At 64.8% G+C, this 13,695-nt stretch carries 13 protein-coding genes; 10 read left to right on the top strand and 3 right to left on the bottom strand.

Annotated elements, in window-relative coordinates; translation table 11 throughout:
• Window positions 1-12: 12 nt before the first annotated feature.
• Entirely contained in the window at window positions 13-465 is a 453-nt protein-coding gene (locus CO731_RS20665) for a nucleoside deaminase (protein WP_108608628.1), read from the bottom strand.
• Window positions 466-541: 76 nt separating this feature from the next.
• Here CO731_RS20665 and CO731_RS20660 point away from each other — a divergent pair, with 76 nt between their 5' ends.
• Entirely contained in the window at window positions 542-2,752 is a 2,211-nt protein-coding gene (locus CO731_RS20660; RefSeq protein ID WP_108608627.1) for a pseudouridine synthase, read from the top strand.
• Window positions 2,752-3,306 (top strand): 16S rRNA (guanine(966)-N(2))-methyltransferase RsmD, encoded by a 555-nt coding sequence (gene rsmD / locus CO731_RS20655; RefSeq protein WP_108608626.1) that lies wholly within the window; start codon window positions 2,752-2,754, stop codon window positions 3,304-3,306. Before CO731_RS20660 ends, rsmD begins: the two co-directional genes overlap by 1 nt.
• On the opposite strand, the gene CO731_RS20650 is transcribed toward rsmD, so the two are convergent.
• The gene (locus tag CO731_RS20650; protein WP_245439436.1) at window positions 3,290-3,718 is read right to left on the bottom strand and encodes a cupin domain-containing protein; all 429 of its coding nucleotides are present in this window, start codon (window positions 3,716-3,718) and stop codon (window positions 3,290-3,292) included. The genes rsmD and CO731_RS20650 overlap by 17 nt on opposite strands.
• 266 nt (window positions 3,719-3,984) lie before the next feature.
• Here CO731_RS20650 and CO731_RS20645 point away from each other — a divergent pair, with 266 nt between their 5' ends.
• From CO731_RS20645 to CO731_RS20635, 3 genes are read left to right on the top strand one after another with little or no spacing between them, the layout of a single operon-like run.
• On the top strand, window positions 3,985-5,358 hold the full coding sequence (locus CO731_RS20645) for a pitrilysin family protein (protein WP_108608625.1): 1,374 nt from the start codon (window positions 3,985-3,987) through the stop codon (window positions 5,356-5,358).
• Between the two features lie 4 nt (window positions 5,359-5,362).
• The gene (locus CO731_RS20640) at window positions 5,363-6,721 is read left to right on the top strand and encodes a pitrilysin family protein (RefSeq protein ID WP_108609959.1); all 1,359 of its coding nucleotides are present in this window, start codon (window positions 5,363-5,365) and stop codon (window positions 6,719-6,721) included.
• Window positions 6,718-7,539: a patatin-like phospholipase family protein gene (locus tag CO731_RS20635; RefSeq protein ID WP_108608624.1), complete on the top strand. Its 822-nt coding sequence runs from the start codon at window positions 6,718-6,720 to the stop codon at window positions 7,537-7,539. The genes CO731_RS20640 and CO731_RS20635 overlap by 4 nt, the downstream gene beginning before the upstream one ends.
• A gap of 19 nt (window positions 7,540-7,558) precedes the next feature.
• On the opposite strand, the gene CO731_RS20630 is transcribed toward CO731_RS20635, so the two are convergent.
• On the bottom strand, window positions 7,559-8,983 hold the full coding sequence (locus CO731_RS20630) for an MATE family efflux transporter (RefSeq protein ID WP_108608623.1): 1,425 nt from the start codon (window positions 8,981-8,983) through the stop codon (window positions 7,559-7,561).
• Window positions 8,984-9,123: 140 nt separating this feature from the next.
• On the opposite strand from CO731_RS20630, the gene CO731_RS20625 reads away from it, so the two are divergent.
• The 5 genes from CO731_RS20625 to waaA all read left to right on the top strand — a co-directional run bounded on the left by CO731_RS20625 (window position 9,124) and on the right by waaA (window position 13,693).
• On the top strand, window positions 9,124-10,467 hold the full coding sequence (locus CO731_RS20625) for a TldD/PmbA family protein (RefSeq protein WP_108608622.1): 1,344 nt from the start codon (window positions 9,124-9,126) through the stop codon (window positions 10,465-10,467).
• Window positions 10,454-11,260 (top strand): 3'(2'),5'-bisphosphate nucleotidase CysQ, encoded by an 807-nt coding sequence (locus CO731_RS20620; RefSeq protein ID WP_108608621.1) that lies wholly within the window; start codon window positions 10,454-10,456, stop codon window positions 11,258-11,260. The genes CO731_RS20625 and CO731_RS20620 overlap by 14 nt, the downstream gene beginning before the upstream one ends.
• 77 nt (window positions 11,261-11,337) lie before the next feature.
• Window positions 11,338-11,589, top strand: coding sequence for a DUF4170 domain-containing protein (locus tag CO731_RS20615; protein ID WP_108608620.1), 252 nt, complete (start codon window positions 11,338-11,340; stop codon window positions 11,587-11,589).
• Between the two features lie 14 nt (window positions 11,590-11,603).
• Window positions 11,604-12,380, top strand: coding sequence for a lysophospholipid acyltransferase family protein (locus CO731_RS20610; RefSeq protein WP_245439433.1), 777 nt, complete (start codon window positions 11,604-11,606; stop codon window positions 12,378-12,380).
• Complete coding sequence (gene waaA, locus CO731_RS20605; RefSeq protein WP_108608618.1) at window positions 12,377-13,693, top strand: lipid IV(A) 3-deoxy-D-manno-octulosonic acid transferase; 1,317 nt, start codon at window positions 12,377-12,379, stop codon at window positions 13,691-13,693. Before CO731_RS20610 ends, waaA begins: the two co-directional genes overlap by 4 nt.
• Window positions 13,694-13,695: the final 2 nt, after the last annotated feature.

Below are 13,695 nucleotides of genomic sequence, written 5' to 3'. Positions count from 1 at the left end.
CGTCGCGCGCCCCTAAAGGTCGCGACGGTCCTTGAAGAAACCTTTCAGTATTTCGGCGGCCCGCGTTTCGCCTATCCCCGGATAGACGTCAGGAGCGTGATGGCAGGTCGGCGTGGCGAAAAAGCGCACGCCGCTGATCACAGCGCCGCCCTTGTCGTCGACCGCGCCGAAGTAGAGCCGCCTCAGCCGCGCAAACGATATGGCGGCCGCGCACATGGTGCAGGGCTCCAGCGTGACATAGAGGTCGTGGCCGGTGAGCCGCTCGGAGCCGAATTTCTCCGACGCCTCGCGGATCGCCAGCACTTCGGCATGGGCCGTGGCGTCGTTCAGTTCGCGTGTGCGGTTGCCCGCGCGGCCGACGATTTCGCTGCCACGGACGACGACTGCGCCGATCGGCACCTCGCCGCGTTTGGCGGCAGCTTCTGCTTCCGCGAACGCCAATGCCATGTAATCGGGCCGTTTCACGCCTCAACCATCCTGTTACCCCTCGCTAACCCCCGAGCTTCCTGTTATCTAGCCGCCGAAAAGGGCAAAGGCCACCATGGACGACGATCGTAAGAAATTCCCGCGCAAGGGCGGCTCCAAGCCGGGTGGCGCAGGTGGCCGCGATGGCGGCGCGAAGAAATTCGGCAAGCCACGCACCGAAGGCGGCGCCAAGCCGTTTGCCAAGAAACCTTTTGTGAAGCGCGCTGAAGGTGCCGAGGGCGGCGAGCGTCCAAAGCGCGACTTTGCTCCGCGCGACGGTGCTGCGCGTCCCGAACGTTCGGCGACGCCGTTCCGCAAGGGCCCGCGCCCTGAGGGCAAGCCTTACGAGAAGCGCGAAGGCGGCCGCTCCTTTGGCGGCGACAAGCCTTATCGTGCGCGTCCCGCCGAGGGCGCAGAGGGTGGCGAACGTCCCAAGCGCGAATTCCGTCCGCGCGACAGCGAGGCGCGGCCGGCAAGCGGCGAACGTCCTTTCCACAAGGGCCCGCGCCCCGAGGGCAAGCCCTACGAAAAGCGCGAGGGCGGCCGCTCCTTTGGTGGTGACAAGCCGTATCGTGCGCGTCCTGCTGAAGGCGGCGATCGTCCGCACCGCGAATTCCGTCCGCGCGACGCCGAGGCGCGTCCTGCCGGCGGCGAGCGCTCATTCCACAAGGGCCCGCGCCCCGAGGGCAAGCCCTACGAGAAGCGCGAGGGCGGCCGCTCCTTTGGTGGTGACAAGCCGTATCGTGCGCGTCCTGCTGAAGGCGGCGAGCGTCCGCACCGCGAATTCCGTCCACGCGACGGCGAGGCGCGGCCCGCAAGTGGCGACCGCCCGTTCCGTTCAGGCCCACGCCCCGAGGGCGGCAGGGCTTATGAGAAGCGCGAAGGCGGCGAGGCGAGGACGTTCCGTCCAAGGCCGCAAGGCGACCACCGTCCCAAGGACGATGGCTTCAAGCCGCGTCCGCGCCAGACGGAAGAGGCTGCCGAGCCGGGCGAGCGTATCGCCAAGCGGCTGGCGCGTGCCGGCATCGCGTCACGTCGCGATGCCGAGGAATTGATCGCTGCTGGCCGCGTCAGGGTCAACGGCCAGGTGCTGTCGTCGCCGGCGTTCAACGTCATGCCGAACGACGTCATCTTCCTCGACGGCACCGAGATTCCGCCGATCGAGCGCACCCGACTGTTCCTGTTCCACAAGCCGGCCGGCTTGGTGACGACCAACCGCGATCCCGAAGGCCGCAAGACCGTCTTCGACGTTCTGCCGGCCGAACTACCGCGACTGATGACCATCGGCCGTCTCGACATCAACACCGAAGGGCTGCTTCTGCTGACCAATGACGGCGGGCTGTCGCGCGTGCTCGAGCTGCCGGCGACCGGCTGGCTGCGGCGCTACCGCGTGCGCGTCCATGGCAAGGTCGAGCAGAAGACGCTCGACGGCCTCAAGGACGGCATCGCCGTCGAGGGCGTGTTCTACGGCTCGATCGAGGCGACCCTCGACCGCGAGCAGGGCACCAATGCCTGGATCACCATCGGCCTTCGCGAAGGCAAGAACCGCGAGGTCAAAAACATCCTCGGCGCGCTCGGCCTGGAAGTGAACCGGCTGATCCGCATCTCCTACGGCCCGTTCCAGCTTGGCGAACTGCCCGAGGGGCACGTCCAGGAGATCAAGGGCAAGATGCTGCGCGACCAGCTGGGCGAGCGGCTGATCGAGGAAGCCGGTGCGAATTTCGATGCCGACATCGTCAACCCCTTCTCCAACAAGCCCACGGTGCGCGCCCGCGAGCCGCGCGAGGAAGAACCGGCACGTCCGAAGTTCCAGCGCGACGGCGAACGCGGCCGTATCGGCGAGGGCGGCCTGATCAAGAACCGCAAGCGTTCCAATGAACGTCACCGCGAAGACGTGCTGGGACGCCTGTCGACCGAGCGCCCCACCTTCGGCGACAAGCCGAGTTTTGGTGACAAGCCAAAGTTCGGCGACAAGCCGAAATTCGGTGATCGGCCCAAGTTTGGCGACAAGCCGAAGTTCGGTGACAAGCCCCGGTCTGGCGGCAGGAAGGGCGACGAGCGCGAGAAGAAGCCGTTCGAAACCCCTGGTGCGCGCCAGGCCAATGTCTGGATGGCACCGGGCGCGCGTCCGCAAAGCGAAAAGGCCAAGGCCGAAGCAGCCGCGAGGCCGCCGCGCGACAAGCCGCGCTTTGATAAGCCTCGCTCGGACAAGCCCCGCTTCGACAGGCCCAAGGGCGATGGTCCGCGTGGCGGCCGGCCGGGCGGTCCGCGCAAGGATCGCGGCTGATGCGGGTTGTCGGTGGCGAATTGCGCGGAAGGCCGTTGGCCACGCCGCGTGACAACGCCATCCGCCCGACCACCGATCGCACCCGCGAGGCGGTGTTCAACATGCTCGCCCATCGCTTTGGCGGCAGGCTCGCTGGCGCGCGCGTGCTCGATCTTTTTGCCGGCACCGGCGCGCTCGGCATCGAGGCGCTGTCGCGCGGTGCTTCCTATTGTGTGTTCATCGAGGAGTCCGCGGAGGGCCGCGGGCTCATCCGTACCAATGTCGAAAGCTTTGGTCTGACCGGGCGGACGAAGATCTTCCGTCGCGACGCGACTGGCCTCGGCGATGCCGGCACGCTGGGACCGTTTGGCCTGGTCTTTGCCGACCCGCCCTATGGCAAGGGACTGGGCGAAGGCGCGTTACGTTCCGCCCAAGCCGGCGGTTGGCTCGCGCCGGGCGCGCTGTGCGTGGTGGAAGAGGTGGCATCGGCTCCATTCGAGCCGGGCCCCGGCTTTTCCGTCGTCGACGAACGCTCCTATGGCGAGACCGTGATCCGCTTCATCGAAGCTGCCTGATCGATCCAATCGCTTGATTCGGGCCTGGCTGCCGCGGGATCCAGCGCCGCACCGGTTCGGCGGAGCCGTCAAAGGTCGCCTCGAAGATTGGCGCTGCAAGCACCGCATGCACGTGGAGTGTTCCAGAGCCGACGTTTCGGAAACCGTGTTTTTGACGGGCTGCAACAATGAGCGACTGTCCGCCGGCGAGGACAACGTGTTTTTCGTCGATCCACATCTCGGCTTCGCCTGAGAGTACGGTGAGCACCTCCTCGACAGGGTGCCAATGCGTGGGAGGTCCGGCTTCTGGCTGCAGCCATTGTTCGAAAATGCAAAGCTGAGTTGCGCCGTTGAGGGCCGAGATCTGCATCCGGCTGATGACCCCCGCCCGCCACTCTTCACGCTGTTGGTCCGCATGGGCAACTACAGTCATCGCCGTTCCTCCTGTTTTTGCTCTCCATTCACGAAACTACGAAGAGGGCCAGCGTTCGCCGTTCCCTGTCGCTATAATACCAACTGTTCCAATGACTTGGCAGTCCTGATCTGGCGAAATTGTTGTCGGCCGCCAGATCCACTTCGCAAAATTGGCGCGCTTGCCGCCTGAGTGTGGCCTTGTTCGGGCTTCATTACGAACAATTCACTTCCCGCCGCTTTGTGCCAACGCCTATAAGGCAGCACGTTCACATTCAGAGGCAGTTGATGATTTTGGGATTCTTGCGGTCGAAGGGCTCGCTGCCGGCCGCGCTCGCCTTGGGCCTGGCGTGGGCAGGACCGGTTCTGGCCGAAGCGCCGCGCGGCGACTGGGACGTCACCAGCTTCACGCTCGACAACGGCATGCAGGTGGTGGTCATCCCCGATCATCGCGCGCCGATCGTCACCCACATGGTCTGGTACAAGGTCGGCAGCGCGGACGAGATGCCGGGAAAGTCCGGCATCGCTCACTTCTTCGAACATCTGATGTTCAAGGGCACGACCAACCACAAGGCTGGCGAGTTTGGCCAAAAGGTCGCCGAGATCGGCGGCAGCGAGAACGCCTTCACTACCTACGACTACACGGCCTACCACCAGACGGTGACCCCCGGCGCGCTCGAAACCATGATGGGCTTCGAGGCCGACCGGATGCGCAACCTGGTCCTGACCGACGCGGTGATCGGCCCCGAGCGAGACGTCATCCTCGAGGAACGCCGCTCGCGCATCGAAAACAATCCCGGCGCTCTGCTCAATGAGGAAGTCGATGCGACGCTGTTCCAGAACCAGCCCTACCGCACGCCGGTCATCGGCTGGATGCACGAGATCGAGAAGCTGAACCGGCTCGATGCGACCGCCTTCTACGACAGGTATTACGCGCCCAACAACGCGATCCTGATCGTCGCCGGCGATGTCGAGCCTGAAAACGTCAAGGCGCTTGCCGAGAAGACCTACGGCCAGGTCGCGCGTGGCCCCGAGCTTCCGCCGCGTATCCGCCCGACGGAGCCGGAGCAGAACACCAAGCGCACGGTCGAGCTTACCGACGAGCGGGTGAGCGTGCCCAGCTTCTCCAAGGCCTGGGTGGTGCCGTCCTACCAGACCGCCGAAGCCGGCGAGGCAGAGGCGCTGGATCTGCTTTCGGAGATCCTGGGTGGCGGCAACCGCAGCCGGCTTTATCAGGCGCTGGTCGTCAAGGATGGCATTGCCTCGTCCGCCGGTGCCTTCTTCGAGGGGACGATGGTCGACGACACCAGCTTCACTGTCTATGGCGCACCGCGTGGCGAGGCCGGGCTGCAACAGGTCGAATCCGCGGTCGACGTCGAAATCCGCCGCATCATCAAGGATGGCGTGACATCGGACGAGCTTGAAAAGGCCAAGGACCGTTTTGTCCGCTCGATGATCTTTGCGCGCGACAACCAGGCGAGCATGGCCAATATCTATGGCAGTACGCTGGCCACCGGCGGCACCGTGGACGACATCAGGCAGTGGCCAGACAGGATACGGGCGGTCAGCGCCGACCAGATCAAGGCGGTTGCCGCCAAATACCTCAATCCCGACCATTCGGTCGCCGGCTATCTGCTGCCGGCGAAATCTGTCGAGAAATGATTTGATGATCACGCTTACGGCAATGCGTTTCAGGATTTCGATGTCGGCGCTGACGCTGATGCTGGCGCTGGTTTTTCTGGTGCTGCCGGCGGTGGTTGCCGCGCGCGCCGAGGTCCGCATCCAGGAGGTCAAGTCGGACAAGGGCATCACCGCCTGGCTGGTCGAGGATTATTCGGTGCCGATCACCGCCATCAAGTTCCTGTTCGATGGCGGCAGCACCCAGGATCCGGTCGGCAAGGAGGGACTTGCCAATCTGATGACCGGTCTCTTTGACGAAGGCGCCGGCGACCTCGACAGCGATGCCTTCCAGATCAGGCTCGACGAAGCCGGCGCCGAAATGGGTTTCAACGAAAGCAACGACGCGGTCGGCGGCGGCATGCGCATGTTGGCCGACAGGCAGGACGAGGCGTTCGAACTGCTCAAGCTGGCGGTCGAGAAACCGCGTTTCGACCAGGCCCCGATCGACCGCATCCGCTCGCAGATCGTTTCCGGCATCGTCGCCAACGCCCGCGATCCCGAAGCACAGGCGGCGCGCAAATGGGCCGAGGCGGTTTATGGCGAACATCCCTATGCCCGGCCCGACCAGGGCACGGAAAAGTCGCTCGCCACAATCACCGCCAACGACCTGCGCGCTTTCCACAAGGCCAATTTCACCCGCCAGAACATTCATGTCGCGGTAGTCGGGGCGATCGATGCCGAGGCGCTGAAGAAGCGGTTGGACCAGGTCTTCGGCGGCTTGCCGGAAAAGGCGGAGCTGCGCGCCGTCGAGCGCGTCGAGCCCAAGCTGCGCCAGACGATGCATATCGAATACCCATTGCCGCAGACCTCGCTGCAGCTGATTTACCCCGGCGTGCCGCGCGAAGCGCCCGATTTCCTTGCAGCCGCGCTGATGGAGCACATCCTTGGCGGCGGCACCTTCTCGTCGCGTCTGTTCGACGAAGTGCGCGAGAAGCGTGGGCTGGCCTATAGCGTCAGTTCCGCGCTGATCAACCAGGAACACGCCTCGTCGCTGATCATCGGCACGGCAACCCGTTCCGACAGGGCGGCGGAGACCTTGGCCGTCATTCGCGATGTGATTGGCAAGATGGCGGAAGATGGCCCCACCGAGGCCGAACTCGAGGCGGCCAAGAAGTACATGCTTGGCGCCTATGCAATCAACAATCTCGACTCCTCGGGCGCTATTGCCAGCACGCTGGTCGACCTGCAGACCGACAAGCTCGGCATCGACTACATGCAGCGGCGGATCGACCTGATCAATGCGGTGACGCTTGATCAGGTGAAGGCTGCGGCGCGCAAGCTCCTGACGGTCGAGCCGGCAGTGATGATCCTCGGCCCCAAATTTGCGGAAGCGAGCAAGGGATGAGCGTGACCTTCGCCCTTGCGCTCGGCGGCGGCGGCGCACGCGGGCTTGCCCATATACACGTTATCGAGGCACTCGACGAGCTCGGCATCAAGCCGGTGGCGATTGCCGGCTCTTCCATCGGCGCCGTCATGGGGGCAGGCATGGCTGCCGGCCTGAGCGGCCGCGAAATCCATGAGCATTCCCGGGCCGTGCTCGGCCGGCCCGCCGAAGTCGCCAGCCGCATGTGGCGGGCGCGGCCTGGCACGCTTTCCGAAATGGTCGAAAGCGGCATCAGGGTGACCCAGTTCAATGTCGAGCGCATTCTCAAGGCATTCCTGCCCGAGGGCGTGCCGGCGACGTTCGAAGAACTCAAGCTGCCGCTCAAGGTGACGGCGACTGACTACTACGGCCATTGCCTGTCGGTGTTCGAGGAAGGCGAGCTGTTCTCGGCGCTCGCCGCATCGGCGGCGATTCCGGCTGTCTTCAAGCCGGTATTGCGCGGCAACACGCTCTATATCGACGGCGGCATCTACAACCCGGTGCCGTTCGATCTGCTCGATGGCGTGGCCGATTTCACCATCGCCATCGATGTCGTCGGCGCACCGTTTGAAAACGGCCGCAAGCAGCCCAATTCGATCGACCTGATGTTCGGTGCCAGCCAGCTGATGATGCAGTCGATCATCGCCAACAAGCTGAGCCAGAACCCACCCGACATTTTCCTGCGACCACCCGTGTCGCGCTTCAGGGCGCTCGATTTCCTCAAGATCGACCAGGTCATGGCCGAGACGGTGGCGATCAAGGACGAACTCAAGCGCGCTGTCGACGAGATCCTGCAGTAGTTCGCTGTGGCGCACACACCTATTGCAGCGTCGATGCCTTGCCGGTGGAGAACGGCGACTGTGCGGCCGGCGGCGGTGTCGGCACGGCTTCGTCCTGATGCTGCGGCTCGTTGGCGATCGCCTTGACGACGCGGAAGCAGACGATCATCGACGCGACGCCGAACACCACCGCCCCGAGGCCCCAGCCGGCTATGACGCCGATGGCGCCCCAGTAATGCGCGCCGGCCCAGACGAAGGGAATGACGCCGAGGGTTGAGCGGCCCCAGTTGAAGACGGTCGAATAGGTCGGATAGCCCAGATTGTTGAAGGCGGCGCTGGAGACGAAGATCGCGCCGTTGAACAGGAAACTGCCGGCGGCGAAGTGGCAGAAGAACACGATCAGGTCGCGCGCAATGCCGTCGGCGCCGAACGCGCTGGCGATAGGATTGGCGAAGATTGCCAGCAGCGCCCATACAGCCAGTACGTAGACGATGGTGAACAGCAGGCTGTCGCGCATCGTCGTCGTCAGCCGGTCGAATTTGCGGGCGCCGTAATTCTGGCCAAGGATCGGTCCGACCGCTCCCGAGAGCGCGAAGATGACGCCGAATGCGACCGGCACGAGGCGGCCGATGATCGCCCAGCCGGCGACGGCCTGGTCGCCGAAGGCGGCCATTTCGATCGTGACATAGGCATTGCCGACGGGTGTGGCGACCTGGGTCAGCATCGCCGGCACACCGATCGCGAAGAACGGCCGCACCGCGTCGCGCAAGCCGCTCAGGTTTGGAAGCCGGATCAGTCTGTGCACGACATGGGCGCCATGCAAGCCGATGGCGAGCATCACGAAGCGCGTCAGCACCGTTGAGATCGCCGCCCCGTCGAGGCCGAGATCGAAGCCGAAGATGAGGATCGGGTCGAGGATCGCCGCCGCGATGCCGCTGCCCAGTGTCACATACATTGCCCGCCGCGCGTCGCCGACGCCGCGCAGGATACCCGTCGTGCACATGCCGAGCGCCATGATCGGAAACGACGGCAGCACGATCTGCAGGAAGCGAGTCGACAGCTCGAGTGTTTCGCCAGTCGCGCCAAGAAGCGCAACCAGGGGCCGCAGGAACGGCATTGCAGCGAGTGTCATCACCAGCGTTGCGAGCCCCATGAAGACCATCGAGGCGCCACCCATGCGCGCGGCCTCTTCGCGCTGGCCGCGCCCGAGGCAGCGGGCCACCAATGCGCCGCAGGCGATGGTGAAGCCGATCGAGATCGAAAGCGTGAAAAACAGCAGCGTCGAGGCAAAGCCGATTGCTGCAGCCAGTTCCTCGATGCCGAGCAACGAAATGTAGAACAGGTTGAGCGCGTCGACGATGAAGATCGCAATCAACCCGATCGACCCGGTGCCGGTCATGACCACGACATGGCGCATGGTCGAGCCGGTGGTGAATTTTGCCGGTGCCTGAGCCTGTGCGGACATGCGAATTCCCGAAGATTTGTGCGGCGATGTGCCTGGCTAGGGTCGTTTGACCATGCACCCGCCCATTGCACAAGCGGGTCGGGGACAATAGATGGAGGGGACGGGCCGTGACCCATGCGGCAAGCAATCGGAACATGCCAATGAACGATACCAACGACGCCGCGAAACTGGCCGACCGGGTGGCGAGCCTCGTCGAGGCGGCAAAACGGGCCGGCGCCGATGCCGCCGATGCGGTTGCAGTGCGCGGGCGTTCGACCAGCGTTTCGGTGCGACTGGGCAAGGTCGAGGGCACCGAGGCGTCCGAGAGCGAGGACATGTCGCTTCGCGTGTTCGTCGGCCAGCGGGTTGCCAGCGTATCTGCCACTGCCGCGTCCGACCCCAAGACCCTCGCAGAACGCGCTGTCGCAATGGCCAAGGTGTCGCCGGAAGATCCGTATCAAGGTCTCGCCGATGCGGCGCTTTTGGCCCCATCGCCGCGCGATCTCGATCTCTTCGACGACACCGAGGTGTCGGCCGAGCGGCTGAGGGAAGACGCGCTTGCCGCCGAAGAGGCCGCACTTGCCGTCAAGGGCGTGACCAACTCGGCCGGCGCCGGTGCTGCCGCGGGGCTTGGCGGCCTGGTGCTCGCCACCTCGCATGGCTTCGTCGGCCACTATGTCGGTTCGCGTTTCTCGCGCTCGGCCAGCGTCATCGCCGGCGAGGGCACGTCGATGGAGCGCGATTACGACTATTCCTCGCGGCTGCATTTCGCCGATCTCGATGCCGCGGCCGACATCGGCCGCAATGCCGGCGAACGCGCGGTCAAGAGGCTCAACGCGCGCAAGGCGGCGACGGGACCGGTCGATGTCGTCTTTGATCCTCGCGTCGCGCGCGGCATTGCCGGGCACCTTGCCGGCGCCATAAACGGTGCCTCGGTGGCCCGTAAGACCAGTTTCCTGCGCGACATGATGGGCAAGCAGGTGGCATCCGCCGCCATCACCGCGATCGACGAGCCGCTCAAGCAGCGCGGCCAGGCATCGCGTCCCTTCGACGGCGAGGGCATCGAGGGTGCCACGCTCAAGATGGTCGACAAGGGCGTGCTCAACCATTGGTTCCTGTCGACTTCGGCGGCGCGAGAACTGGGACTGGTCACCAACGGTCGCGGTGCGCGTGGCGGCTCGTCCGTGTCGCCATCCTCGACCAATTTTGCCATCGAGCCCGGTGAGAAATCGCCCGAAGAGCTGATCCGCTCGCTGAAGCGCGGGTTCTACGTCACCGAAGTGTTCGGTCAGGGCGTCGACATGGTCACCGGCGAATACAGCCGTGGCGCTTCGGGTTTCTGGATCGAGCATGGCGAGCTTGCCTGGGCGGTGTCGGAAGTGACCATCGCCTCCAACCTCAAGGACATGTTCATGCGCATGGTGCCGGCGAGCGACCTCGACCGCAATTTCGGCACCGCCGCGCCGACCCTGTTGATCGAAGGCATGACCCTTGCCGGAGACTGAGATCATAGACCAGGCGGAGCTTCGAGCCGAACTCGAGCTGCTGTGTACGGCAGCCACCGAGGCCGGGCGTATTGCCATGAGCTATTTCCGCCAAAGCCCGGAAGTCTGGTTCAAGGGTGGCAATTCGCCGGTCAGCGAGGCCGACTACGCCGCCGATCGCTACTTACGCGAAACGCTGATGGCGGCGCGGCCGGACTATGGCTGGCTGTCGGAAGAAACCGCAGACAATCTCGACCGGCTTGGCGCGCGCCGCACCTTTGTGGTCGACCCGATTGACGGCACACGCGGCTTCGTCGAAGGCCGCACGGCCTGGTGCGTCAGCGTTGCCGTCGTCGAAAACGGCCGCTCGCTGGCCGGCGTGCTCGAATGCCCGGCGCGCGAAGAGACCTATTGGGCGGTCGCGGGCGGGGGCGCTTTCCTCAACGATGCCCCGATCAGGGTGCGTGATGCGGGCGAGCGCGTGCGCATTGCCGGCCCTAAGCCGATGATCGACCGGATGCCGGAGGAATGGCAGGGCAGGCTGGATCGCGAGGCGTATATTCCTTCGCTCGCCTATCGTCTGGCGATGATCGCCAGCGGCGCGCTCGATGCAACTTTCGTCAAGCCGAACGCACACGACTGGGACATTGCCGCAGCGGAATTGATATTGGCCGAGGCCGGCGGAAAACTGCTCGACAGCCACGGCGGCCTGCCGGCCTTTGCTGGCAGGGAGATCGTCCATGGCGCGCTGATGGCTGGCAGCGGGGCGATGCTCGACGTCATGGCAGGGGTGCTTGCCGGTCAAGAAGGCTGACGAACTGCAAACTGTTCCAAAACGGCCCGGTTTGGTCTAGATCAGGCGGGCCCTGAGATGATGAATCAAGGAAGAAGATGTCCGAAGAAGACGGAAAAAAGCAGCTCTTGCATCTGGTGTTCGGCGGCGAGCTGACGAAACTCGGCGGAACCGAGTTCCGCGATCTCGATGCGCTCGACATCGTTGGCGTCTATCCCGACTACAAGTCGGCCGAGCTTGCCTGGAAGGCGAAGGCGCAAGGGAGCGTCGACAACGCCCATATGCGCTACTTCGTTGTCCACCTGCATCGGCTGCTGGAGCCGGATACGAAGGCGACCGGTCAGAACTGATGGAGCAACCTGGCATGGCGCCGCCGGCCGCGAGGCCTGCGGCGAAGAAAAAGCGTGCCAGAAAGGCACCCAAGACGTTCTGGCGGCGCATTCGCGAACCGCTCGCCCAGTCGCGTTTCGCCAAGGCCGCGATCACCAACCTGTTTGCCTATGGCTTGAGTTTCATTCGCCGGACCAACCCTCTGGTCGAGGGCTCCGTTGATCTCGCCTCCTATGCCTACGCCGACAGCGAGCCGCTTGTATTCGGAATGTGGCACGGCCAGCATCTGCTGGCGCCGGCCATCTATCCAAACAAGCGCGGTCTGGTGGCGATGGTCTCGCGCAGCGCTGATGCCGAGCTCAACGCTCAGGTGGTCGAGAAATTCGGCATCGAGGCCGTGCGCGGCTCTGGCGGGCGGGAAAGCAAAAGCAGGCTCAAAAAGGGCGGCGCGACCGCGTTGATTGCCCTGAAAAAGGCGCTTGATGCCGGCAAGAACGTTGCCATGATTGCAGACATCCCGCATGGCACTCCGCGTGAATCGGGCATGGGCATCGTCCTTTTGGCCCGCCTGTCGGGTCGGCCGATCGCGCCGATCGCGATTGCCACCAGCCGGCGCAAGGTGCTGGAGAAGACCTGGGACAAGACCACGATCAGCCTGCCTTTCGGCGGATGTGCGGTGATCGTCGAGCCGTTGATCCAAGTGCCTGCCGATGCCGACGATGCCGAGATGGAACGGATCCGCGTCGAGGTGACCGCCGCGCTCAATCGGGCGACAGAAAAGGCCTATGGTCTGGTGGACGGTCCCCGATGAGCGAACGCTGGGCCCGCGCATTTCTGGGAGCCTATCGCTATGCGGGCGCCGCAGCCTATCCGATGGTCGGCGGTTACGTCGCCTGGCGTGCCTCCAAGGGCAAGGAGGACCGCAATCGCCGGCGCGAGCGCTATGGCGTGCCGAGCCGCGAAAGGCCCGAGGGTCCACTGATCTGGTTCCACGCGGCGAGCGTCGGCGAGACGATCGCGGTGGTGCCGCTGATCGAGGCCATACTGGGCTACGGCATCCATGTCGTGCTGACGACCGGCACGGTTACCTCCGCGCAGGTCGTGGAAGAGCGCCTGGGCGATCGCGTCATCCATCAATACGTACCGCTCGACCTCAAGCCGGCGGTCAGCCGTTTCCTCGATCATTGGCATCCGGACCTCGCGATCATCGCCGAATCTGAAATCTGGCCGATGACCATCCTCGAACTCGGTGCACGGCGCGTGCCGCAGATCCTGGTCAACGGGCGGCTTTCCGACCGGTCGTTCGCTTCGTGGAAGAGGCGCGCCAACATCGCCGAGGCGCTGTTCGAAAACATGGCCCATGTGGTCGCCCAGTCGGAGGTCGACGGCGAGCGTTTTCGCGCTCTCGGGGCGCGTCCCGTTACCGTTTCCGGCAATCTCAAGGTCGATACGTCACCGCCGCCGGCGGACGAGCGTGCCCTGCATTCGGTCCAGCGCCAGATCGGCCGCCGGCCGACCTGGGCCGCCATCTCCACTCACGACGGGGAGGAGGTCATGGCGGCGGAAGTGCACGCCATGCTGCGCAACCGCCACCGCAATCTGCTGACCATCATCGTGCCGCGTCACCCCGATCGTGCCGTCGCCTTGATGACGGAACTGACGGGCATGGGCCTCAAGGTCGCTCGTCGCAGCAGCGGCGACCACATCCTGCCCGACACCGACATCCTTCTCGGCGATACGATCGGCGAGATGGGGCTGTATCTGCGCCTGACCGAGATCGCATTTGTCGGCCGTTCCATGACCTCGCAGGGCGGCCAGAACCCGCTCGAGCCGGCGATGCTCGACACTGCGGTGCTTGCCGGGCGCAATGTGCAGAATTTCCGCGACACCTATCAGCGGCTGATCGACCGCGGCGGCGCCAAGATCGTGCGCGACCGCGACATGCTCGCAGGCGCGGTCAACTTCCTGCTCGGCAACGAGATCGCGCGGCACGACATGATGGCGGCAGGCGCCCTGACGGTCGAGGAAATGCGCGGCGCGCTTGCCCGCACGCTGAAGTCGCTTGAGCCATTCATCCATCCGCTGATCGTTCAGTCGCGCCTCAAGGGCGCGGGCGGGAGGTAGAT

The organism is Aminobacter sp. MSH1, from assembly GCF_003071665.1.
Classification (GTDB): Bacteria; Pseudomonadota; Alphaproteobacteria; order Rhizobiales; family Rhizobiaceae; genus Aminobacter; species Aminobacter niigataensis.
Note: the sequence above shows the minus strand (reverse complement) of the source record. Positions and strands in the feature narration are given on the sequence as shown.